We start from the raw sequence: 22399 nt of genomic DNA on the forward strand, positions 1-22399 counted from the left end.
CCATTTGCACTTTTTGCATAGCCTTGCGCGATGTTGATCTAAGAACGGATCGTCATTAGGGATAATTTTTAATTCCTTTATGAAATTACTGTTGCTGGAGAAACTGCCGAGACAAAAACACATTGGGGTGAACGATGATGGCAATGAAAAAAACAATAACGGCGGTCACAGCGGCTCTGGCCCTGATGGCGTTTCAGGCGCAAGCGGTCAACGTTACCGTGGCGTATCAGACCTCGGCTGAACCAGCCAAAGTGGCGCAGGCGGATAACACCTTCGCCAAAGAGAGCGGTGCTACCGTCGACTGGCGCAAATTTGATAGCGGGGCCAGCGTGTTACGTGCACTGGCGTCGGGCGACGTGCAGATTGGTAATATCGGTTCCAGCCCGCTGGCGGTCGCCGCCACGCAAAAGCTGCCGATTGAAGCTTTCCTGCTGGCCTCTCAGCTCGGTAACTCCGAAGCGCTGGTGGTGAAGAAAACCATCAAAGATCCTAAAGACCTGATTGGCAAGCGCATCGCCGTGCCATTCATCTCGACTACGCACTACAGCTTCCTCGCCGCGCTCAAGCATTGGGGCATCAAGCCTTCGCAAGTGACCTTAGTCAACCTGCAGCCGCCGGCGATTATTGCTGCCTGGAAACGCGGTGACATTGACGGCGCTTACGTCTGGTCTCCGGCGGTCAACGAGCTGGAGAAAGATGGCAAGGTGCTGACGGACTCTTCGCAGGTCGGCAAGTGGGGCGCGCCAACGCTCGATGTGTGGGTGGTGCGTAAAGACTTTGCGCAGCAGCATCCAGAAATCGTCACCGCCTTTGCCCGCAGCGCCGTTGAAGCGCAGCAAGCTTACATTTCCAATCCGGATCAATGGCTGAAGCAGTCAGACAACCTGAGCAAGCTGGCGCGCCTGAGTGGTGTACCCGAAGCGGATGTGCCGGTGCTGGTGAAAGGCAACACGTACCTCACCGCGCAGCAGCAGGTGGAGCAGCTCGGCAAGCCGGTGAACAAGGCGATTGTCGATACTGCCGGCTTCCTGAAAGAGCAGGGCAAAGTGCCAGAAGCGGATAGCGATTACAGCAGCTTCGTCACCACGCGCTTCGTTGCACCCTTAGTGAAATAACCGGAGGCCGTATGCTTAACATCACCCATCTCAATGCGCGTTACGCCGGACAACCCGCACTGCAGGACATCAACCTGCAGCTGGGCAGCCGAGACCTGCTGGTGGTGTTAGGTCCCTCCGGCTGTGGCAAAACCACGCTGCTGAACCTCATCGCCGGCTTTCTGCCGCTGGAATCTGGCAGCATCACGCTGGATGGCAAAGCGGTAAAAGGGCCGGGCGCTGAGCGCGGCGTAGTGTTTCAAAATGAAGGATTACTGCCGTGGCGTAACGTGATCGATAACGTTTCGTTCGGTTTGCAACTGGCGGGTATGGCGAAGGCGGAGCGCCATACCATTGCACGCCGTTTGATCCGCAAAGTAGGACTGGAAGGTGCAGAGCAGCGTTATATCTGGCAGCTCTCTGGGGGTCAACGCCAGCGCGTGGGCATTGCGCGTGCGCTGGCGGCTGATCCTCAGTTGCTGCTGTTAGATGAGCCGTTTGGCGCGCTGGACGCCTTTACCCGTGAACAGATGCAAACCCTGCTGCTAACGCTGTGGCGTGATACCGGCAAGCAGATTCTGCTGATCACCCACGACATCGAAGAAGCGGTGTTCCTCGCCAGCGAACTGGTGCTGCTGTCGCCGGGACCGGGTCGCGTAGTGGAGCGTTTAAAACTCGACTTCGGCCAACGCTTCGCCGCCGGGGAACCGTGCCGCAGCATCAAATCCGATCCGGCGTTTATCGAACGTCGTGAATATGTACTGAATCAGGTGTTTTCCCAGCGTGAGGCGTTTATATGAGTGCGGTGATTGATGGGAAGACCCAAATGCGTCGTCGTGGACTGCGCTGGCCGTTCTCGCGCCAGTTCTCACTCAGCCTGCTCAGCGTGGGCTTGTTGCTGCTGTTGTGGTGGGCTATCACCGCGCTCGGCTTAGTGGCGCCGCTGTTTTTACCGCCGCCGCAAGTGGTGCTGCAGAAATTAATATTGATTGCCAGCCCGCAAGGCTTTATGGACGCCACGTTATGGCAGCATCTTGGCGCCAGCCTGGCGCGTATGCTGGTGGCGCTGTTCTTTGCCGCGCTGATTGGGATTCCGGTCGGCATCGCCATGGGCCTGAGCCCGGCGATTCGCGGCCTGCTTGATCCGCTGATCGAACTCTATCGCCCGGTGCCGCCGCTGGCCTATTTGCCGCTGATGGTGATCTGGTTTGGCATCGGCGAAACCTCGAAGATTTTACTGATTTATCTGGCGATTTTCGCGCCGGTGACCTTGTCGACGCTGGCGGGTGTGAAGAATGCCCAGCAGGTACGGATTCGCGCGGCGCAGGCGCTTGGCGCATCGCGCTGGCAACTGCTGCGCTACGTGATTCTGCCTGGCGCGCTACCGGAAATCCTCACCGGTTTGCGCATTGGTCTCGGCGTAGGTTGGTCAACGCTGGTGGCGGCGGAACTGATTGCCGCTACGCGGGGACTCGGCTTTATGGTGCAGTCGGCCGGTGAGTTCCTCGCCACCGACGTGGTGCTGGCCGGTATCGCCGTGATTGCCCTGATTGCTTTTGGCTTAGAACTGGGTCTGCGCGCCTTGCAGCGCCGACTGACGCCCTGGAATGGAGAACAGCAATGAACGAACGTCTTAATTTTACCGCGCTGGGCCCGAATATCGGGGCGCAGGTTAGCGATGTCGATCTCAGCCGTCCGCTGAGTGATGCCCAGTTTGAACAGCTCTATCATGGCCTGCTGCGCCATCAGGTGCTGTTCCTGCGCAATCAGGTGATTACCCCGGAACAGCAGCGCGCGCTGGCGATTCGCTTTGGCGATCTGCATATCCATCCGGTCTATCCGCATGCGGAAGGCGTGGAAGAGATCATCGTGCTGGATACGCATCAGGATAATCCGCCGGATAATGACAACTGGCACACCGATGTCACCTTTATTCAAACCCCGCCGGCAATTGCGATTCTGGCTTCGAAGCTGCTGCCGGAAAGCGGCGGCGATACCTTGTGGTCAACCGGCATTGCGGCCTATGAAGCGCTGTCTGAACCGTTTAAGACGCTGTTGAATGGGCTGCAGGCGGAGCACGACTTTAAGAAGTCGTTTCAGGAGTACAAATACCGCAAAACCGAGGAAGAGCATCAGCGCTGGCAGCAAGCGGTGGCAAAGAACCCGCCGGTGCAGCATCCGGTGATTCGTACCCACCCGGTGAGCGGACGCAAGGCGCTGTTTGTCAACGAAGGTTTTACCACGCGTTTGCTGGGCTTAAGCGAAAAAGAGAGCGATGCGCTGCTTAACTTCCTGTTTTGGCATAGCGCCAAACCGGAATTCCAGGTGCGCTGGCGCTGGCAAGAGAATGATGTGGCGATTTGGGACAACCGCGTGACCCAACACTATGCTAATGCGGATTATTATCCGGCGCGGCGGGTGATGCATCGCGCGACGGTGTTAGGGGATAAGCCGTTTTAAATGGAATAGTGCTCGCATTCCCCCATCCCGGCCTTCCCCCGCTTGCGGGGGAAGGAGATGCTGCCACATGCAGCTTCATCACCAACATGTGGCAGCATCTTCCTCCCCCATTTATGGGGGAGGACCGAGGAGGGGGACAGCGCGCACACTCAACCCGCCAGCATCTGCTCCAGCTGTTCCTGCGCATCCAGCCACGCCATTTCGACCTCTTCCAGCGCGGCCTTACTCTCGGCCTGACGCTGCAGCGCCACATTCAAATCGGCTTTGCGGCTCTGATCGTAAATCGCGCTGTCGGCTAACTGGGCTTCCGCGTCGCTGAGCTGGCTCTGCCACTTCGCCATCTGCTTCTCAAGCTTCTCGATCTCTTTACGCAGCGGCTGCGTTTGTGCGCGCAGTTCGGCGTCGCGGCGTTTCTGGTCTTTGCGCGATTGCGCGCTGTTGCCGTTGTCTTGCTTCGGTGCGGCATCCTGTTGCGCTTGCTTTTGCAGATCGCTCAGCCACTGCTGATAATCTTCCAGATCACCCTCAAACACGTCGACCTTGCCGTCGTGCACCAGATAAAGATCGTCGGTGGTGGCGCGCAGCAGATGGCGATCGTGCGAGACCACCACCAGCGCGCCTTCGAAATCAATCAGCGCTTCGGTCAGCGCCTGACGCATATCAAGATCGAGGTGGTTAGTTGGTTCATCAAGCAGCAGCAGGTTCGGGCGCTGCCAGACAATTAATGCCAGCACCAGACGCGCTTTTTCGCCGCCGGAGAAACGTTCGGTGATTTCGCTGACTTTATCGCCCTGAAAGCCGAAGCCGCCTAGGTAGTCGCGCAGCTGCTGCTCCAGCACTTTCGGTGCGATGCGTGATAAATGCTGCAAGGGTGATTCATCGGCGCGCAGATATTCCAGCTGATGCTGGGCGAAGTAACCGAGCTTAATGCCTTTCGCCAGGCCAACTTTGCCATCCAGCGCGTCGAGCTCACCGGCTAGCAGTTTAATCAGCGTCGATTTACCCGCGCCGTTACGGCCCAGCAGGCCAATTCGTGAACCCGGCACAAGGTTGAGTTTGATGGCGTCGAGAATAATGCGTTCGCCATAACCGGCGGTAACGCGCTCCATCTTCAGCAACGGATTCGGCAAGCTTTCTGGCGCGCGGAAACTGAAGCTGAATGGGTTATCGACGTGTGCCGGCGCAATCAATTCCATGCGCTCCAGCATTTTGATGCGGCTCTGCGCCTGCTTGGCTTTGGTCGCCTGCGCGCGGAAGCGATCGATATACTTCTGCAGGTGCGCCACTTTTTCCTGCTGGCTCTGGAACAGCGCTTGCTGCTGCGCCAGCTTGGCGCCGCGCTGACGTTCGAACGAGCTGTAGTTACCGGTGTATTCAAACATCGTCTGCTGTTCGATATGGATGATCTTATCGACTACCGGATCAAGGAAGTCGCGGTCGTGCGAAATCAGCACCAGCGTGCCTTCGTAGCTTTTCAGCCAGCGTTCAAGCCAGATCACCGCATCCAGATCGAGGTGGTTAGTCGGTTCATCCAGCAGCAGCAGATCGGAGCGGCACACCAGCGCCTGCGCGAGGTTAAGGCGCATGCGCCAGCCACCGGAGAAATCGCTCACCGGCCGCATTAATTGTTCCTGGCTAAAGCCCAAACCGTGCAACAAACTTGAGGCGCGAGCAGGTATGCTCCACGCCTGAATCGCATCCAGCTTGCCGTGCAGCAGGGCGATGGCGTTGCCATCGTTGCGCGCGTTGGCGTCGGCCAATTCGGATTCAAGCTGACGATATTCACGGTCGCCGTCGATAACATACTCCAGCGCGGGTTTGCTCAGCGCCGGGGTTTCCTGATTGACCCACGCCAGCGCCCAGTTGCTCGGGAACGTAGCGTTACCTGCATCGCTGCTGATTTCGCCCTTCAGCAATGACAGCAGCGTCGATTTGCCGCAGCCATTTTTGCCCACTAAGCCAACTTTCTGGCCTGGGTTAATGGTGGCTGTTGCGTTATCCAGCAGCACATTGGTGCCGCGGCGAATTTGTAGTGCTGAAAAGACAATCATAAGCGCCGTATCGTCAGAATATGTTAATTTACCGGCAACATAATTCGAGAAAATTTGTTGCGTCGAGCATGGTAGCGGAATTCCTGTGCCGTGACGACGCTTTGGAGGGGAACGATGTCGCAGCCACCCAAAATATTGCTGCTTTACGCCCATCCGGAATCACAGGATTCGATTGCTAATCGGGTTTTGCTGCAGTCGGCTATGGAACTGGACCACGTCACGGTGCACGATTTATACGCCCACTATCCGGATTTTTTTATTGATATTCACTATGAGCAGCAGCTGCTGCGCGACCATCAAATCGTTGTATTCCAACATCCACTTTATACCTACAGCTGCCCGGCGCTCCTGAAGGAGTGGCTGGATCGTGTGCTGTCGCGCGGCTTTGCCAGCGGACCGGATGGTAATGCGCTGGAAGGCAAATACTGGCGCAGCGTGGTCACCACCGGCGAACCGGAAGCGGCGTATCACCCCAGCGGCCTGAATCGCTATCCGATGAGTGACATCATGCGTCCGTTTGAGCTGACGGCGCAGATGTGCCGCATGCACTGGATGACGCCGATGGTGATTTACTGGGCGCGTCGACAAACGCCGGAAGTGATGCGTAATTTTGCGCGCGCGTATGGTGACTGGCTGGCTTCACCGCTGCCGCAGGGAGGTGTGTGATGGAAGGCGAAACGTTACTGACGGCGGGCGTGATTTATCTGGTTGCGGCGGTGCTGATTGTGCCGATTGCGGCGCGTCTCGGCATTGGCGCGGTGCTGGGCTATCTGCTTGCCGGTATCGCGATTGGTCCGTGGGGTTTGGGGTTCATCAGCGACGTTGAGGAGATTCTGCACTTCTCTGAACTCGGCGTGGTGTTCCTGATGTTCATCATCGGGCTTGAACTGAACCCCTCGAAACTGTGGGCGCTGCGCCGTTCGATATTTGGCGTTGGTGCGGCTCAGGTGCTAATTTCCGCCGCCATTCTCGGCGGATTGCTGTGGCTGACCGACTTTAGCTGGCAGGCGGCGGTGATTGGCGGCATTGGTCTGGCAATGTCATCCACGGCGATGGCGCTGCAACTGATGCGCGATAAAGGCATGAACCGCAGTGAATCGGGACAGCTCGGTTTCTCAGTGTTGCTGTTCCAGGATCTAGCGGTGATTCCCGCGTTGGCGCTGGTGCCGCTGCTGGCGGGCGGCGACAGCGGTCATGTTGACTGGTTGAAAGTTGGGATGAAAGTGCTGGCGTTCGGCGGGATGCTGATTGGTGGTCGTTATCTGCTGCGCCCGATTCTGCGCTTCATTGCCGCATCCGGCGTGCGCGAAGTGTTTACTGCCGCCTCGCTGCTGCTGGTACTGGGTTCGGCACTGTTTATGGATGCGCTCGGCCTGTCGATGGCGCTCGGTACTTTCATCGCGGGTATTCTGTTGGCGGAAAGCGAGTATCGCCACGAGCTGGAAGTGGCCATCGAACCGTTCAAAGGTTTGTTGCTGGGCTTGTTCTTTATTTCGGTTGGCATGGCGCTGAATCTCGGCGTGCTTTATACCCACATCACTGAAATTTTGTTGGGCGTGCTGATTCTGGTGACGGTGAAAACGCTGGTGCTGTATGTGCTGGGGCGCATTTATGGCCTGCGCAGTTCGGAGCGCCAGCAGTTTGCCGGTGTGTTAAGCCAGGGCGGCGAGTTTGCCTTTGTGCTGTTCTCGGCGGCGTCGTCGGCCAAAATGTTCAGCGGCGACCAAATGCCGCTGCTGCTGGTGACGGTGACGTTATCCATGATGACCACGCCGCTGCTGATGAACGGCATCGATCGTTTACTGGCGCACCGCTTTAATGAGCCCGATGAAAATGCCGAGAAGCACTTTGTTGAGGACGATCAGCCGCAGGTCATTGTGGTGGGCTTTGGTCGTTTTGGTCAGGTTGTTGGCCGTTTGCTGATGGCGAACAACAAGCGCATTACCGTGCTGGAGCGTGATATCTCCGCGGTGAGCCTGATGCGTAAATATGGCTATAAGGTTTACTATGGCGACGCCACCGAGTTGGAGCTGCTGCGTGCGGCGGGCGCGGAGAATGCGCAATCCATCGTCATTACCTGTAACGATCCGGAAGATTCGATGACCATCGTGCAACTGTGTCAGCAGCATTTCCCGCAGCTGGAAATCCTGGCGCGTGCGCGTGGACGTGTTGAGGCGCACGAACTGTTGCAGGCGGGTGTTACGCTGTTCTCGCGTGAGACGTTCTCCAGTGCGCTGGAGCTAGGTCGTAAAACGCTGATCTCGCTGGGCATGCATCCGCATCAGGCGCAGCGCGCGCAGCAACATTTCCGTCGTCTGGATATGCGTATGCTGCGTGAGCTGGTGCCCAGCCACGATGACAGCGCGCAAGTTTCGCGTGTGCGTGAGGCGCGGCGCGAGCTGGAGGATATCTTCCAGCGCGAAATGCAGCACGAGAAACGTCAGTTTGACGGCTGGGATGACGAGTAGAACTATACTTACTTAATCCGTTCACTAACGACGGCAGGAAACAGTATGCGTAAACAATTTATTGCCGGTGCGGTTTGCCCGCACTGCCAGGAAAAAGACACGTTGGCATTGTGGCGTGAGAACAATGTTGATGTGGTGGAATGCGTCGAGTGCGGTCATCAAATGCGGGAAGCGGATAAGCAGGTGCGCGATCAGGTTCGCAGCAATGAGCAAGTGATCGGCATTTTTCATCCTGAGTAGCGCAATGGCTCAGCTTTTTTTAAGCTTGAACTTACAGCGGGATTGAATTCCGTTACAATCGGCGCCATTAACGCTGAGCAGTATGCAACAACACATTTGTTGGCATCCTCAGTCTTGAACCTTTCTGGTTGGTTATTGCACGCAAAATTGACCAATGGGACGGGATCTTAGTTCTCAACGGTTAGGAGATATCATGAAAGTAGCAAAAGACCTGGTGGTGAGCCTGGCGTATCAGGTTCGTACCGAAGACGGTGTGTTGGTTGACGAGTCACCGGTGAGTGCACCGTTGGACTATCTGCACGGTCATGGTTCCCTGATTTCTGGTCTGGAAAAAGCGCTGGAAAATCATGATGTAGGCGATAAGTTTGACGTGCATATCCCGGCGAACGACGCTTACGGTCAATACGATGACAACCTCGTACAGCGCGTACCAAAAGACGTGTTTATGGGCGTTGACGAACTGCAGGTTGGCATGCGCTTCCTGGCAGAAACCGATCAGGGTCCAGTTCCGGTTGAAATCACCGAAGTTGAAGATGAGCACGTAGTGGTTGATGGTAACCACATGCTGGCGGGTCAGAACCTGAACTTCAACGTGGAAGTTGTGGCGATTCGCGCAGCGACCGAAGAAGAGCTGGCGCACGGCCACGTGCATGGCGCGGATGGTCATCATCACGATCATGACCACGACCATGGTCACGATCACGGCCAGGGCGGTTGTGGCACAGGCGGTTGCGGCTGCAGCCACTAATCAGTGTTACGCTGGCGAGGCCACCTTCGGGTGGCCTTTTCTTATGTACAGCATCTAAGAATGTGCGAGCAACATTGAGGCAAGGCGCCAGGAATCGGGAGAGCGCAGCATACTGTAGTATGTGAGCATCTCACGGTGACGCAGCAACGCGGCATCGATGTGGCGCAGCCATTCTGGACATTAGTAATGCGGCGGCGGGGTTTCTTCTGCTTGTGAGGCGATCATCGACGGCGCGCTATCTTTCACTTTATCGATTAACAGACGGACCTGCTCACGCAGTCTGATCATCTCCAGCTCATGCTGAACCACCGTTTGATTGAGCTGATCGATGGTGTATTCCTGAAAAGCCAGCTTGCTCTCCAGCGCCTCAAGGCGTTGTTCCCATTCTGTTGGTTGCATGATCTTTCCTCATCTTGCGGTGCTGCACGTTAGTCTGTTTCGGGCCTGATTCTACGGCCTTTCGCTTCAGAATCACCTGATATTTTACCTTTCCGCGCCATGCTGCATTGAAACGACGCATAACGCCTATATCTCTGATGAAACTTCCTGAAGCAAAAAAGGTCGGAGGTTGAACGGGTAATTACATTGTGGGAGTGTTCGCCGCTGCCACGTAAAGTTATAGTGTGGGCCTCAGTCCGCAATGATTCCCGAGGTTAGAGGCTTCGGTTTTGGAGAAAGGATGAATTCACTGTTTAAAGTCACATTGTTAGCTACCACCATGGCCTTCGCGCTGAATGCACCGCTGGCAATGGCAGCAGAAACCGCCGCTGCTCCAGCAGACGCCGCTCAGGCTGCGCCGCAAGCACCGAAAAATGCTGCCTTCAAAAACGAAGACCAGCAATCAGCTTATGCACTTGGCGCGTCCCTGGGTCGCTACATGGACAACTCTCTGAAGGAACAAGAGAAGCTGGGCATCAAACTGGATAAAGATCAGTTGATCGCGGGTGTTCAGGACGCCTTTGGCGGCAAGAGCAAACTCTCTGATCAAGAGATCGAGCAAACCCTGCAGGCCTTTGAAGGCCGCGTAAAAGGTGCTGCTCAGGCGAAGATGGAAAAAGACGCGAAAGAGAACTCTGATAAGGGTTCCGCTTACGCTGACAAATTCGCTAAAGAAAAAGGCGTGAAGAAAACCGAATCTGGCCTGCTGTATCAGGTAGAGAAAGAAGGTACCGGTAGCGCGCCGAAAGACAGCGACACTGTGGTTGTGAACTACAAAGGGACGCTGATCGACGGTACTGAGTTCGATAACTCTTATACCCGCGGTGAGCCGCTGTCGTTCCGTCTGGACGGTGTGATTCCGGGCTGGACCGAAGGTCTGAAGCACGTGAAGAAAGGCGGTAAAATCAAGCTGGTGATCCCACCGAACCTGGCTTACGGCAAAAATGGCGTTCCGGGTATTCCGGCCAACTCCACGCTGGTGTTCGATGTTGAACTGCTCGACATCAAACCCGCGCCGAAAGCGGACGAAAAAGCACAGGCTCCAGTCGCTGCCGATCAGAAAGCACAGTAATCTTAACTTTCTGCATCACGCCGCCCTCGGGCGGCGTTTTTATTGCGGAGAAGAGAGTAAAGGTCTGGCTAAAGACCAGCACATTTGCCAGACTAGCGCCTGCACAATTATCACAATATGAGTCTGCCCCAATGCTGTCGAGACAGGCTCCAGCCATTTAGGGTAATGTCTTCGATGTCTAATCCATTCAATCCCGGTGAACTGACTGACTTCGATTTACTGGAGCAACGTCCGTTCGAGCAAGCAGATTACGATATCCTCAAATCCTACGAAGCCGTTGTCGATGGCCTGGCGATGCTGATTGGCTCGCACTGCGAAATCGTGCTGCACTCGCTGGAAGATTTGAAGTGTTCTGCGGTGCGTATCGCCAACGGTGAACATACCGGGCGTAAAGTGGGTTCGCCGATTACCGATTTGGCGCTGCGTATGCTGCACGATATGCACGGCGCCGACAGCAATGTCTCCAGAGCCTACTTCACGCGCGCGAAAAGCGGTGTGCTGATGAAATCGGTCACGATCGCGATTCGTAATCGCCAGCAGCGCGTTATTGGCTTGCTGTGCATCAACATGAACCTCGACGTTCCGTTCTCGCAGATTATGTCGACCTTTATGCCGCCGGAGATGCAGCAGGTGGATTCCAACGTCAACTTTGCCAGCTCGGTGGAAGATCTGGTGATGCAGACGCTTGAGTTCGCGATTGAAGAAGTGAGCGCTGACCGTAACGTTTCGAATAATGCTAAGAATCGCCAGATCGTGCTCAATATGTATGAGAAGGGTATCTTCGACATTAAAGATGCAATTAACCAGGTGGCCGATCGCCTCAATATCTCCAAGCACACGGTTTACCTCTACATTCGCCAGTTTAAAAGCGGTGATTTTCAGGGGCAGGATCGCTAATGCGCTACATCTTGCTGGTCACCGGACCGGCATACGGCACGCAACACGCCAGCAGCGCGCTGCTGTTTGCGCGCGCACTTATTAAGGCCGGGCACCATCTGGAGAGCGTGTTCTTCTATCGTGAAGGCGTATTGAACGCCAACCAACTGAGCGCGCCGGCCAGCGATGAGGTGGATATGGTGCGTGAATGGCAGCAGTTGCGCGCTGAAAGTGGCGCCGTGCTGAATATCTGCGTGGCCGCAGCATTACGTCGTGGCGTAACCGACGCGCAGGAAGCCGCGCGCTTGCAACTGGCGGGCAGTAACTTGCAGCCGGGTTTTGAACTCAGCGGTTTGGGCGCATTGGCAGAAGCCGCGCTCAGCTGCGATCGTCTGGTGCAATTCTGATGAACCGCGTGGCTTTTCTATTTACTCAGGCACCGCACGGCAGCAGCGCGGGCAGGGAAGGGCTGGATGCTGTGCTGGCGACGGGCGCGCTAAGCGAAGATATCGGTCTGTTCTTTATCGGGGATGGCGTGCTGCAGCTCAATCGCGACCAACAACCTGAGCAAATTCTGGCGCGTAACTACATCGCGACTTTTGGCGTGCTGGAGTTGTACGATATTGACCAGTGTTTTGTCTGCGCCGATTCGCTGCTGGCGCGCGGGCAGAGTTTGACGGCTGAACGTGTGTTGGCTGCTGAGGTGCTGGAGGCCGCATCGCTACGCGAAAAGCTGGCTTCCTATCATCGTGTTATTCGATTCTGAGAACTGATCATGCTCTACACGCTGTTGCAATCTCCCTGGCAATGCGACCTCGATAGCCTGCTGCTTTTATTGCAGGAAGGCGACGATCTACTTTTATTGCAGGATGGCGTCAGCGCCGCTTTGGCTGGCAGCCAAATGTTAATCAAGCTCAGCGCATCGCCGGCTACGCTGTGGGTATTAGAAGAAGATGTGGGCGCGCGCGGCCTGGCTGAGCAAATTTCGACCAAAGTAGCACGTTTGGACTATACTGGTTTCGTTGCGATGACAGCGAAGCATCCACAACAAGTGGCCTGGTAAGAGCGAAAACCTGGTTATTTCTTGACACCCTTTTGACACAGCCCTAAAATTCTGCCTCCTCGTAGTAATACGAGGCGATTTATTACGTGTTTACGAAGCAAAAAGCTAAATCCCAGGAGCTATTTAATGGCAACAGTTAACCAGCTGGTTCGCAAACCACGCGTACGCAAAGTTGCAAAGAGCAACGTGCCTGCGCTGGAAGCTTGCCCGCAGAAACGTGGTGTATGTACTCGTGTGTACACCACTACCCCTAAAAAACCAAACTCAGCACTGCGTAAAGTTTGCCGTGTGCGTTTGACCAACGGTTTTGAAGTTACCTCCTACATCGGCGGTGAAGGTCATAACCTGCAGGAACACTCAGTGATCCTGATCCGTGGCGGTCGTGTTAAAGACTTGCCAGGTGTGCGTTACCACACCGTTCGTGGCGCGCTGGACTGCTCAGGTGTTAAAGACCGTAAGCAGTCACGCTCCAAGTACGGCGTGAAGAAGCCAAAGGCTTAATGGTTCTCCGTTAAGTAAGGCCAAACGTTTTAACTTAAATGTCAAACTAAACTCGTAGAGTTTTGGACAATCCTGAATTAACAACGGAGTATTTCCATGCCACGTCGTCGCGTCATTGGTCAGCGTAAAATTCTGCCGGATCCTAAGTTCGGATCAGAGCTGCTGGCTAAATTTGTAAATATCCTGATGGTAGATGGTAAAAAATCTACTGCTGAATCTATCGTCTATACCGCGCTTGATACCCTGGCTCAACGCGCTGGTAAAGATGGCCTGGAAGCGTTCGAGGTTGCTCTCGAAAACGTACGTCCGACTGTCGAAGTTAAGTCACGTCGCGTTGGTGGTTCTACCTACCAGGTTCCAGTTGAAGTCCGTCCGGTTCGTCGTAATGCCCTGGCAATGCGTTGGATCGTAGAAGCTGCTCGTAAACGCGGTGATAAATCTATGGCTCTCCGCCTGGCGAACGAACTTTCTGATGCTGCAGAGAACAAAGGTACTGCAGTTAAGAAACGTGAAGACGTTCACCGCATGGCTGAAGCCAACAAGGCGTTCGCACACTACCGCTGGTAACAGCAACGTAGTTGTTATAAACCCAGCGGGCGTCCCAGTGACTCACCTGCTGGGCTTTTTTAACTTAGAACGTCTAAGAATCAGAGGAATCAAATGGCTCGTAAAACACCCATTGAGCGCTACCGTAACATTGGTATCAGTGCGCACATCGACGCCGGTAAGACTACAACTACCGAACGTGTTCTGTTCTACACCGGTGTAAACCACAAAATCGGTGAAGTTCATGACGGCGCAGCAACCATGGACTGGATGGAGCAGGAGCAGGAACGTGGTATTACCATCACGTCTGCTGCGACTACCTGTTTCTGGTCTGGTATGGCTAAGCAGTTTGAACCACACCATGTAAACATCATCGACACCCCGGGACACGTTGACTTCACCATCGAAGTTGAGCGTTCTATGCGTGTGCTTGATGGCGCAGTAATGGTTTACTGTGCAGTAGGTGGTGTTCAGCCACAGTCTGAAACCGTATGGCGTCAGGCTAACAAATATAAAGTTCCACGCATCGCGTTCGTTAACAAAATGGACCGCATGGGTGCTAACTTCCTGAAAGTTGTTGACCAGATGAAAGTGCGCTTGGGTGCAAACCCAGTTCCACTTCAGCTGGCTATCGGCGCAGAAGAAGGTTTCACCGGTGTTGTTGACCTGGTGAAAATGAAAGCGATCAACTGGAACGATGCCGATCAGGGCGTTACCTTCGTTTACGAAGATATTCCAGCTGATATGCAGGAACTGGCTGAAGAGTGGCGTGCGAAGCTGGTTGAAGCCGCTGCTGAAGGTTCTGATGAGCTGATGGAGAAATTCTTCGGCGGTGAAGAACTGACCGAAGAAGAGATTAAAACTTCTCTGCGTAAGCGCGTTCTGAAAAACGAAATCATCCTGGTGACCTGTGGTTCTGCATTTAAGAACAAAGGTGTTCAGGCGATGCTGGATGCGGTAGTTGAATACCTGCCAGCACCGACTGACGTTACCGCGATTAACGGTATGCTGGACGACGGTAAAGACACGCCGGCTGAGCGTCATTCCGATGACAAAGAGCCGTTTGCTGCACTGGCGTTCAAAATCGCTACCGACCCGTTTGTTGGTAACCTGACCTTCTTCCGCGTTTACTCTGGTGTTGTTAACACCGGTGACACCGTGTTCAACCCGGTTAAGTCAAACCGTGAGCGTCTGGGCCGTATCGTTCAGATGCACGCGAACAAACGCGAAGAGATCAAGGAAGTTCGTGCGGGCGATATCGCCGCTGCGATCGGTCTGAAAGACGTAACCACTGGTGACACCCTGTGTGACCCAGACAACGTCATCATTCTTGAGCGTATGGAATTCCCTGAGCCGGTAATCTCTATCGCCGTTGAGCCGAAAACCAAAGCTGACCAGGAAAAAATGGGTCTGGCTCTGGGTCGTCTGGCGAAAGAAGATCCATCATTCCGCGTATGGACTGATGAAGAAACCAACCAGACCATCATCGCGGGTATGGGTGAGCTGCACCTCGACATCATCGTTGACCGCATGAAGCGTGAATTCAACGTTGAAGCGAACGTCGGTAAACCTCAGGTTGCTTACCGTGAAGCGATTCGCGCGAAAGTTACCGATATCGAAGGTAAACACGCCAAGCAGTCTGGTGGTCGTGGTCAGTATGGTCATGTTGTTATCGACATGTACCCACTGGAGCCGGGCGTTAATCCGAAAGGTTACGAATTTGTCAACGATATCAAGGGCGGTGTGATTCCAACTGAATACATCCCTGCGGTTGATAAAGGTCTCCAGGAGCAGCTGAAATCAGGTCCACTGGCTGGTTATCCGGTAGTTGATCTGGGTGTTCGTCTGCACTTCGGTTCATACCATGATGTCGACTCCTCTGAGCTGGCGTTTAAACTGGCTGCTTCTTTAGCCTTTAAAGATGGCTTTAAGAAAGCACAACCTGTTCTGCTTGAGCCAATCATGAAGGTTGAAGTAGAGACTCCGGAAGAGAACACCGGTGACGTTATCGGTGACCTTAGCCGTCGTCGTGGTATGCTCAAAGGACAGGAATCTAACGCTACTGGCGTTCAGATCCATGCTGAAGTTCCGCTGTCTGAAATGTTCGGATATGCAACCCAGCTGCGTTCTCTGACCAAAGGCCGTGCTTCTTACTCCATGGAGTTCCTGAAGTACGATGATGCGCCGAACAACGTCGCTCAGGCCGTTATTGAAGCTCGTAGCAAATAAGCTACGGTTTAAAAATTGTGAACTGATGCCTTCATGACTCATGAAGGCACAACGTAAGGAATTATCGCCATGGCGAAAGAGCAATTTCAGCGTAACAAACTGCATGTAAACGTGGGCACCATCGGTCACGTCGACCACGGTAAAACCACCCTGACTGCAGCAATTACTACCGTACTGGCTAAAACCTACGGCGGTAAGGCAAGCAAATTCGATGAGATCGATAAAGCGCCAGAAGAGAAAGCACGTGGTATCACCATCAACACTTCTCACGTTGAATACGAAACCCCGTCTCGCCACTATGCGCACGTTGACTGCCCAGGCCACGCCGACTATGTGAAAAACATGATCACCGGTGCTGCGCAGATGGACGGCGCGATCCTGGTTGTTGCTGCGACTGATGGCCCAATGCCACAGACCCGTGAGCACATCCTGCTGGGTCGTCAGGTTGGCGTTCCTTACATCATCGTGTTCCTGAACAAGTGCGACATGGTTGATGATGAAGAGCTGCTGGAACTGGTAGAGATGGAAGTACGTGACCTGCTGTCAGCTTATGACTTCCCAGGCGACGACACTCCAATCGTACGTGGTTCTGCTCTGAAAGCGCTGGAAGGCGATGCTGAGTGGGAAGCTAAGATCATTGAGCTGGCTGAGCACCTGGATACTTACATCCCAGAGCCAGTTCGTGCAATCGACAAGCCGTTCCTGCTGCCAATCGAAGACGTATTCTCAATCTCTGGCCGTGGTACCGTTGTTACCGGTCGTGTTGAGCGCGGTATCGTTAAAGTGGGCGACGAAGTTGAAGTTGTTGGCCTTAAAGACACTGTGAAATCAACCTGTACTGGCGTTGAAATGTTCCGCAAACTGCTGGACCAGGGTCAGGCAGGCGAGAACTGTGGTGTTCTGCTGCGTGGTATCAAGCGTGAAGACATCGAGCGTGGCCAGGTTCTGGCTAAGCCGGGTTCAATCAAGCCACATACCCAGTTCACTTCAGAAGTTTACGTTCTGTCTAAAGATGAAGGCGGCCGTCATACTCCGTTCTTCAAAGGCTACCGTCCTCAGTTCTACTTCCGTACTACTGACGTGACCGGTGACGTTCAACTGCCAGAAGGCGTTGAGATGGTAATGCCAGGCGACAACGTAAAAATGACCGTTACTTTGATCAAGCCAATCGCTATGGATCAGGGTCTGCGTTTTGCAATCCGTGAAGGCGGCCGTACTGTTGGTGCGGGTGTTGTTGCTGAAATTATCGCTTAATTGCGTTAATGTCGATGGCTGTTTCGGCAGTCATCGCAGCATGAAAAAGAGCACTTCGGTGCTCTTTTTTTATGTCTGAATTTTGCCGTTTCGATTAATCCCACATAAAAGCTGCGTTTGAAATAAAAACCATTCTCATTTACAATTTGATCATAAATTGTACGGGAGTCCGCAGTAAATGTACGTCTGCTTGTGTAATGCCGTGAGTGATAAAACTCTGCGCGAAGTGGTTCGCCGCTATCAACCCAAATCGATTCAACAATTGCGCCAGTTGGTTCCCATTGGAAAGCAATGTGGCAAGTGCGTGCGGTTTGCGCGTGAAATTATGGAAGATGAACTGCAAAACGTGCCGCTCTACAAAGAGATAGCTTAATAAAGTAATTCTGCACTTCCTAATACCCACAATAACTGTCGCGTTTTTTTGACTTCCTTTCATCCGCATCTACGCTCTATTTAGTTGGAAGCGGAGGAAGCAAAAATGAAGGGCGACAGTAAAATCATATTTCATCTCAACAAATTGCTGGGGAATGAACTGGTTGCGATTAATCAGTACTTCCTTCATGCGCGTATGTTCAAAAATTGGGGTCTGACCCGGCTCAATGACGTTGAGTATCATGAGTCAATCGATGAAATGAAACATGCGGACAAATACATCGAACGTATTCTTTTTCTTGAAGGAATTCCTAACCTGCAAGATCTAGGTCGATTACGCATCGGTGAAGACGTGCCGGAAATGCTGCAATCTGACCTGGCATTAGAACTGGAAGGCGCAAAGGATTTGCGTGAGGCGATAGCCTATGCCGACAAGGTTCATGACTACGTCAGCAGAGACATGATGATTGAGATTCTTACGGAAGAGGAAGGGCACATAGACTGGCTGGAAACGGAACTCGATCTGGTGAACAAACTCGGCCTGCAAAATTATCTTCAGTCTCAATTAAAAGATCAGAACGAACATTAGCCATATGCCCATCGTCACGCAAGCCCGCTCAGTCAAAACGATTGCTGCGGGTATTTTTTCGGTCTGTAACCAGATTGATGTGGTTAAAAACACAACACGGGTTGCTTCCTGAACTGATTTACGTATAATGCGCGGGCCTGCCGATATTGGTGTGGCGCGATTCGAGCAGAATCGCAGGGGATAGCTGTTTATGTATCGCCTAACAATACTCCCAATTGGGGAGTTATATGCTGAACGATTACACTCCTCCATCAATCGTAATGGATGCGGGTAGTAATTCTTTTCGTTTATAAAATGTTTGGAGCCTTGGTCTCATGTCGAACCAAAGAATCCGTATCCGTCTTAAAGCGTTTGATCATCGCCTGATCGATCAATCAACCGCGGAAATCGTTGAGACTGCCAAGCGCACTGGTGCGCAGGTACGTGGTCCGATCCCGCTGCCAACCCGCAAAGAGCGTTTTACCGTTCTGATCTCTCCGCACGTTAACAAAGACGCGCGTGATCAGTACGAAATCCGCACTCACAAGCGTCTGGTAGACATCGTTGAGCCAACTGAAAAAACCGTTGATGCTCTCATGCGTCTGGACCTGGCTGCCGGTGTTGACGTGCAGATCAGCCTGGGTTAATCAGGTCATCGAGCGATTGAGAGGTTGATACAATGATTGGTTTAGTCGGTAAAAAAGTGGGTATGACCCGCATCTTCACTGAAGATGGCGTTTCAATCCCAGTAACCGTTATCGAAGTTGAAGCAAACCGCGTTACTCAGGTCAAAGGCCTGGACAACGATGGTTACCAAGCTATTCAGGTTACCACCGGTGCTAAAAAAGCAAGCCGTGTGAGCAAGCCTGAAGCAGGTCATTTTGCTAAAGCTGGCGTTGACGCTGGCCGTGGTCTGTGGGAATTCCGCACCGAAGGTGAAGATTTCTCTGTTGGCCAGAGCATCAGTGTTGAAATTTTCGCTGACGTTAAAAAAGTAGACGTTACCGGTACCTCTAAAGGTAAAGGTTTCGCAGGTACCGTTAAGCGCTGGAACTTCCGTACCCAGGATGCTACACACGGTAACTCCTTGTCACACCGCGTTCCGGGTTCTATCGGTCAGAACCAGACTCCGGGCAAAGTGTTCAAAGGCAAGAAAATGGCTGGTCAGCTGGGTAATGAGCGCGTAACCGTTCAGAGCCTGGAAGTAGTACGTGTTGACGCTGAGCGCAACCTGCTGCTGGTCAAAGGTGGCGTCCCGGGTGCAACTGGGTGCGATCTGATTGTTAAACCAGCTGTGAAGGCGTAAGGGGATAGCAATGGAATTAGTACTGAAAGACGCGCAGAGCGCGCTGACTGTTTCCGAAACTACCTTCGGTCGTGATTTCAACGAAGCGCTGGTTCACCAGGTTGTTGTTGCTTATGCCGCTGGTGCTCGTCAGGGTACTCGCGCGCAGAAGACTCGTGCTGAAGTTACTGGTTCAGGCAAAAAGCCTTGGCGCCAGAAAGGTACCGGCCGTGCGCGTTCAGGTTCTGTAAAGAGCCCGATCTGGCGTTCAGGTGGCGTAACCTTCGCTGCACGTCCACAGGACCACAGTCAAAAAGTTAACAAAAAGATGTACCGCGGCGCGCTGAAAAGCATTCTGTCCGAGCTGGTACGTCAGGACCGTCTGATCGTTGTCGAGACGTTCTCTGTAGAAGCGCCTAAAACTAAGCTGCTGGTACAGAAACTGAAAGACATGGCGCTGCAAGATGTGCTGATCATCACCGGTGAACTGGATGAGAATCTGTTCCTGGCTGCGCGTAACCTGTACAAGGTTGACGTGCGTGATGCAGCGGGCATCGACCCAGTTAGCCTGATCGCCTTCGACAAAGTCGTTATGACTGCGGAAGCAGTTAAGCAAGTTGAGGAGATGCTGGCATGATCCGTGAAGAACGTCTGCTGAAAGTAGTGCGTGCACCGCACGTATCAGAAAAAGCATCTACTGCGATGGAAAAAACCAATACCATCGTTCTCAAAGTTGCTAAAGACGCGACCAAAGCAGAGATCGTTGCTGCTGTTGAGAAGCTGTTCGAAGTGGAAGTTAAAGACGTAAACACCTTGGTAGTTAAAGGGAAAGTTAAGCGTCACGGACAGCGTATCGGTCGTCGTAGCGACTGGAAAAAAGCTTACGTCACCCTGAAGGAAGGCCAGAATCTGGACTTCGTCGGCGGCGCTGAGTAAGTCGGAGGAGAAAGACAATGGCAGTTGTTAAATGTAAACCGACATCTCCGGGTCGTCGCCACGTAGTTAAAGTGGTGAACCCAGAGCTGCACAAGGGCAAACCATTTGCTCCGCTGGTAGAAAAAAACAGCAAATCCGGTGGTCGTAACAACAATGGTCGTATCACTACCCGTCATATCGGTGGTGGTCACAAGCAGGCTTACCGTATTGTTGACTTCAAACGCAACAAAGATGGTATCCCAGCAGTTGTTGAGCGTCTTGAGTACGATCCGAACCGTTCTGCGAACATCGCACTGGTTCTGTACAAAGATGGCGAGCGCCGTTACATCCTGGCCCCTAAAGGCCTGAAAGCCGGCGATCAGATTCAATCTGGCGTTGATGCTGCGATTAAAGCAGGTAACACCCTGCCGATGCGTAACATCCCGGTGGGTTCTACCGTTCATAACGTAGAAATGAAACCAGGCAAAGGCGGTCAGATTGCTCGCTCAGCTGGTACTTACGTGCAGATCGTTGCGCGTGAAGGTTCCTACGTTACCCTGCGTCTGCGTTCAGGCGAAATGCGCAAAGTTGAATCCGAATGTCGTGCAACTCTTGGCGAAGTCGGCAACTCTGAGCACATGCTGCGCGTACTGGGTAAAGCTGGTGCAACCCGTTGGCGTGGTGTTCGTCCTACCGTTCGCGGTACTGCGATGAACCCAGTCGATCACCCGCACGGTGGTGGTGAAGGTCGTAACTTTGGTAAGCACCCGGTAACTCCGTGGGGCGTTCAGACCAAAGGTAAGAAGACCCGTAGCAACAAGCGTACTGATAAATTTATCGTACGTCGCCGTAGCAAATAATTTTAGAGGATAAGCCATGCCACGTTCTCTCAAGAAAGGTCCTTTTATTGACCTGCACTTGCTGAAGAAGGTAGAGAAAGCGGTGGAAAGCGGTGACAAGAAGCCCCTGCGCACTTGGTCCCGTCGTTCAACGATCTTCCCTAACATGATCGGTTTGACCATCGCTGTCCATAATGGTCGTCAGCACGTTCCTGTCTTTGTTTCCGACGAAATGGTCGGCCACAAACTGGGTGAATTTGCACCGACACGTACTTATCGCGGCCATGCTGCAGATAAGAAAGCCAAGAAGAAATAAGTAGGAGGAAGAGATGGAAACTATTGCTCAACATCGCCATGCTCGTTCTTCTGCTCAGAAGGTTCGCCTGGTGGCAGACCTGATTCGCGGTAAGAAAGTGTCGCAGGCTCTGGATATTCTGACCTACACCAACAAGAAAGCTGCTGTGTTGGTTAAGAAAGTCCTGGAATCTGCCATTGCGAACGCCGAACACAACGATGGCGCTGATATCGACGATCTGAAAGTCGCGAAAATCTTCGTAGACGAAGGCCCAAGCATGAAGCGCATTATGCCGCGTGCGAAAGGTCGTGCAGATCGCATCCTGAAGCGCACCAGCCACATTACTGTGGTTGTGTCCGATCGCTGAGACTCTGGAGACTAGCAATGGGTCAGAAAGTACATCCTAATGGTATTCGCCTGGGTATTGTAAAACCATGGAACTCTACCTGGTTTGCGAACACCAAAGAATTCGCTGACAACCTGGACAGCGATTTTAAAGTCCGTCAGTTCCTGACCAAGGAACTGTCTAAAGCGTCTGTATCTCGTATCGTTATCGAGCGTCCGGCTAAGAGCATCCGTGTGACTATTCACACTGCTCGCCCGGGTATCGTTATCGGTAAAAAAGGTGAAGACGTAGAAAAACTGCGTACGGTCGTCGCGAAAATCGCTGGCGTTCCTGCACAGATCAACATCGCCGAAGTCCGTAAGCCGGAACTGGACGCTAAATTGGTTGCTGATAGCATCACTTCACAGCTGGAGCGTCGTGTGATGTTCCGTCGTGCTATGAAGCGTGCTGTACAGAACGCAATGCGTCTGGGCGCGAAGGGTATTAAAGTCGAAGTCAGCGGCCGTTTGGGCGGTGCCGAGATCGCACGTACCGAATGGTACCGTGAAGGTCGCGTACCGTTGCACACACTGCGTGCAGACATTGACTACAACACCTCTGAAGCGCACACCACTTATGGTGTAATCGGCGTTAAGGTATGGATCTTCAAAGGCGAGATCCTGGGTGGTATGGCTGCTGTTGAACAACCGGAACCGGCTGCTCAACCTAAAAAGCAGCAGCGTAAAGGCCGTAAGTAAGG

29 protein-coding genes are annotated in these 22399 nt (G+C 53.3%); 27 read left to right on the plus strand and 2 right to left on the minus strand.

Annotated elements, in window-relative coordinates; all coding sequences use genetic code 11:
- Positions 1 to 134: 134 nt before the first annotated feature.
- From tauA to tauD, 4 genes are read left to right on the plus strand one after another with little or no spacing between them, the layout of a single operon-like run.
- Positions 135 to 1115: a taurine ABC transporter substrate-binding protein gene (gene tauA, locus K5Y33_RS21770; protein WP_101762644.1), complete on the plus strand. Its 981-nt coding sequence runs from the start codon at positions 135 to 137 to the stop codon at positions 1113 to 1115.
- Between the two features lie 11 nt (positions 1116 to 1126).
- Positions 1127 to 1894: a taurine ABC transporter ATP-binding subunit gene (gene tauB, locus K5Y33_RS21775; RefSeq protein WP_137386642.1), complete on the plus strand. Its 768-nt coding sequence runs from the start codon at positions 1127 to 1129 to the stop codon at positions 1892 to 1894.
- Positions 1891 to 2718, plus strand: a complete 828-nt coding sequence (gene tauC / locus K5Y33_RS21780; RefSeq protein ID WP_101762642.1) for a taurine ABC transporter permease TauC — start codon at positions 1891 to 1893, stop codon at positions 2716 to 2718. The genes tauB and tauC overlap by 4 nt, the downstream gene beginning before the upstream one ends.
- Positions 2715 to 3554 carry a taurine dioxygenase gene (gene tauD / locus K5Y33_RS21785; protein ID WP_110867602.1) on the plus strand — a complete coding sequence of 280 codons (840 nt, stop codon included), beginning with the start codon at positions 2715 to 2717 and terminating at the stop codon, positions 3552 to 3554. The genes tauC and tauD overlap by 4 nt, the downstream gene beginning before the upstream one ends.
- 149 nt (positions 3555 to 3703) lie before the next feature.
- On the opposite strand, the gene K5Y33_RS21790 is transcribed toward tauD, so the two are convergent.
- Entirely contained in the window at positions 3704 to 5605 is a 1902-nt protein-coding gene (locus tag K5Y33_RS21790) for an ABC transporter ATP-binding protein (protein ID WP_222235096.1), read from the minus strand.
- A 114-nt stretch (positions 5606 to 5719) separates the two neighbouring features.
- On the opposite strand from K5Y33_RS21790, the gene kefG reads away from it, so the two are divergent.
- The 4 genes from kefG to slyD all read left to right on the plus strand — a co-directional run bounded on the left by kefG (position 5720) and on the right by slyD (position 9061).
- On the plus strand, positions 5720 to 6271 hold the full coding sequence (gene kefG / locus K5Y33_RS21795; RefSeq protein WP_137386639.1) for a glutathione-regulated potassium-efflux system ancillary protein KefG: 552 nt from the start codon (positions 5720 to 5722) through the stop codon (positions 6269 to 6271).
- Complete coding sequence (kefB, locus tag K5Y33_RS21800; protein ID WP_008101837.1) at positions 6271 to 8073, plus strand: glutathione-regulated potassium-efflux system protein KefB; 1803 nt, start codon at positions 6271 to 6273, stop codon at positions 8071 to 8073. The genes kefG and kefB overlap by 1 nt, the downstream gene beginning before the upstream one ends.
- Before the next feature lie 45 nt (positions 8074 to 8118).
- Positions 8119 to 8313, plus strand: a complete 195-nt coding sequence (locus K5Y33_RS21805) for a YheV family putative zinc ribbon protein (protein ID WP_007892203.1) — start codon at positions 8119 to 8121, stop codon at positions 8311 to 8313.
- Positions 8314 to 8506: 193 nt separating this feature from the next.
- Complete coding sequence (gene slyD / locus K5Y33_RS21810) at positions 8507 to 9061, plus strand: peptidylprolyl isomerase (RefSeq protein ID WP_049851962.1); 555 nt, start codon at positions 8507 to 8509, stop codon at positions 9059 to 9061.
- Between the two features lie 180 nt (positions 9062 to 9241).
- On the opposite strand, the gene K5Y33_RS21815 is transcribed toward slyD, so the two are convergent.
- A complete protein-coding gene (locus K5Y33_RS21815; RefSeq protein ID WP_101762638.1) occupies positions 9242 to 9460 on the minus strand; it encodes a protein SlyX in 219 nt (72 codons plus the stop codon).
- A gap of 280 nt (positions 9461 to 9740) precedes the next feature.
- On the opposite strand from K5Y33_RS21815, the gene fkpA reads away from it, so the two are divergent.
- The 19 genes from fkpA to rpsC all read left to right on the plus strand — a co-directional run bounded on the left by fkpA (position 9741) and on the right by rpsC (position 22397).
- Positions 9741 to 10571 carry an FKBP-type peptidyl-prolyl cis-trans isomerase gene (gene fkpA / locus K5Y33_RS21820; protein WP_101762637.1) on the plus strand — a complete coding sequence of 277 codons (831 nt, stop codon included), beginning with the start codon at positions 9741 to 9743 and terminating at the stop codon, positions 10569 to 10571.
- A gap of 174 nt (positions 10572 to 10745) precedes the next feature.
- The gene (locus K5Y33_RS21825) at positions 10746 to 11468 is read left to right on the plus strand and encodes a transcriptional regulator (protein ID WP_007886240.1); all 723 of its coding nucleotides are present in this window, start codon (positions 10746 to 10748) and stop codon (positions 11466 to 11468) included.
- On the plus strand, positions 11468 to 11854 hold the full coding sequence (gene tusD, locus K5Y33_RS21830) for a sulfurtransferase complex subunit TusD (protein ID WP_222235097.1): 387 nt from the start codon (positions 11468 to 11470) through the stop codon (positions 11852 to 11854). Before K5Y33_RS21825 ends, tusD begins: the two co-directional genes overlap by 1 nt.
- Positions 11854 to 12213, plus strand: coding sequence for a sulfurtransferase complex subunit TusC (tusC, locus tag K5Y33_RS21835; RefSeq protein WP_101762635.1), 360 nt, complete (start codon positions 11854 to 11856; stop codon positions 12211 to 12213). Before tusD ends, tusC begins: the two co-directional genes overlap by 1 nt.
- Positions 12214 to 12222: 9 nt before the next feature.
- Positions 12223 to 12510 (plus strand): sulfurtransferase complex subunit TusB, encoded by a 288-nt coding sequence (tusB, locus tag K5Y33_RS21840; protein WP_222235098.1) that lies wholly within the window; start codon positions 12223 to 12225, stop codon positions 12508 to 12510.
- A 126-nt stretch (positions 12511 to 12636) separates the two neighbouring features.
- Positions 12637 to 13011, plus strand: a complete 375-nt coding sequence (gene rpsL / locus K5Y33_RS21845) for a 30S ribosomal protein S12 (RefSeq protein WP_006120575.1) — start codon at positions 12637 to 12639, stop codon at positions 13009 to 13011.
- Positions 13012 to 13107: 96 nt separating this feature from the next.
- The gene (gene rpsG, locus K5Y33_RS21850) at positions 13108 to 13578 is read left to right on the plus strand and encodes a 30S ribosomal protein S7 (protein WP_007886246.1); all 471 of its coding nucleotides are present in this window, start codon (positions 13108 to 13110) and stop codon (positions 13576 to 13578) included.
- A gap of 93 nt (positions 13579 to 13671) precedes the next feature.
- Positions 13672 to 15786, plus strand: a complete 2115-nt coding sequence (fusA, locus tag K5Y33_RS21855) for an elongation factor G (RefSeq protein WP_101762633.1) — start codon at positions 13672 to 13674, stop codon at positions 15784 to 15786.
- Positions 15787 to 15855: 69 nt separating this feature from the next.
- Positions 15856 to 17040 carry an elongation factor Tu gene (gene tuf / locus K5Y33_RS21860; RefSeq protein WP_110867595.1) on the plus strand — a complete coding sequence of 395 codons (1185 nt, stop codon included), beginning with the start codon at positions 15856 to 15858 and terminating at the stop codon, positions 17038 to 17040.
- Between the two features lie 178 nt (positions 17041 to 17218).
- Positions 17219 to 17413 carry a bacterioferritin-associated ferredoxin gene (gene bfd / locus K5Y33_RS21865; protein ID WP_008104746.1) on the plus strand — a complete coding sequence of 65 codons (195 nt, stop codon included), beginning with the start codon at positions 17219 to 17221 and terminating at the stop codon, positions 17411 to 17413.
- A 105-nt stretch (positions 17414 to 17518) separates the two neighbouring features.
- Positions 17519 to 18001 (plus strand): bacterioferritin, encoded by a 483-nt coding sequence (bfr, locus tag K5Y33_RS21870; protein WP_101762566.1) that lies wholly within the window; start codon positions 17519 to 17521, stop codon positions 17999 to 18001.
- 314 nt (positions 18002 to 18315) lie between these two features.
- Positions 18316 to 18627: a 30S ribosomal protein S10 gene (rpsJ, locus tag K5Y33_RS21875; RefSeq protein WP_006120582.1), complete on the plus strand. Its 312-nt coding sequence runs from the start codon at positions 18316 to 18318 to the stop codon at positions 18625 to 18627.
- A gap of 32 nt (positions 18628 to 18659) precedes the next feature.
- Positions 18660 to 19286, plus strand: coding sequence for a 50S ribosomal protein L3 (rplC, locus tag K5Y33_RS21880; protein WP_008104741.1), 627 nt, complete (start codon positions 18660 to 18662; stop codon positions 19284 to 19286).
- Between the two features lie 10 nt (positions 19287 to 19296).
- Positions 19297 to 19902 carry a 50S ribosomal protein L4 gene (rplD, locus tag K5Y33_RS21885; protein WP_007891650.1) on the plus strand — a complete coding sequence of 202 codons (606 nt, stop codon included), beginning with the start codon at positions 19297 to 19299 and terminating at the stop codon, positions 19900 to 19902.
- On the plus strand, positions 19899 to 20201 hold the full coding sequence (gene rplW, locus K5Y33_RS21890; protein ID WP_007891652.1) for a 50S ribosomal protein L23: 303 nt from the start codon (positions 19899 to 19901) through the stop codon (positions 20199 to 20201). The genes rplD and rplW overlap by 4 nt, the downstream gene beginning before the upstream one ends.
- Before the next feature lie 17 nt (positions 20202 to 20218).
- Positions 20219 to 21040 (plus strand): 50S ribosomal protein L2, encoded by an 822-nt coding sequence (gene rplB, locus K5Y33_RS21895; RefSeq protein WP_007891654.1) that lies wholly within the window; start codon positions 20219 to 20221, stop codon positions 21038 to 21040.
- A gap of 16 nt (positions 21041 to 21056) precedes the next feature.
- A complete protein-coding gene (gene rpsS, locus K5Y33_RS21900) occupies positions 21057 to 21335 on the plus strand; it encodes a 30S ribosomal protein S19 (protein ID WP_001138115.1) in 279 nt (92 codons plus the stop codon).
- Between the two features lie 13 nt (positions 21336 to 21348).
- Complete coding sequence (gene rplV / locus K5Y33_RS21905) at positions 21349 to 21681, plus strand: 50S ribosomal protein L22 (protein ID WP_007891659.1); 333 nt, start codon at positions 21349 to 21351, stop codon at positions 21679 to 21681.
- Positions 21682 to 21698: 17 nt separating this feature from the next.
- Positions 21699 to 22397, plus strand: coding sequence for a 30S ribosomal protein S3 (rpsC, locus tag K5Y33_RS21910; RefSeq protein WP_007891660.1), 699 nt, complete (start codon positions 21699 to 21701; stop codon positions 22395 to 22397).
- Positions 22398 to 22399: the final 2 nt, after the last annotated feature.

Source organism: Pantoea sp. DY-17 (assembly GCF_019795975.1).
Lineage (GTDB): Bacteria > Pseudomonadota > Gammaproteobacteria > Enterobacterales > Enterobacteriaceae > Pantoea > Pantoea leporis.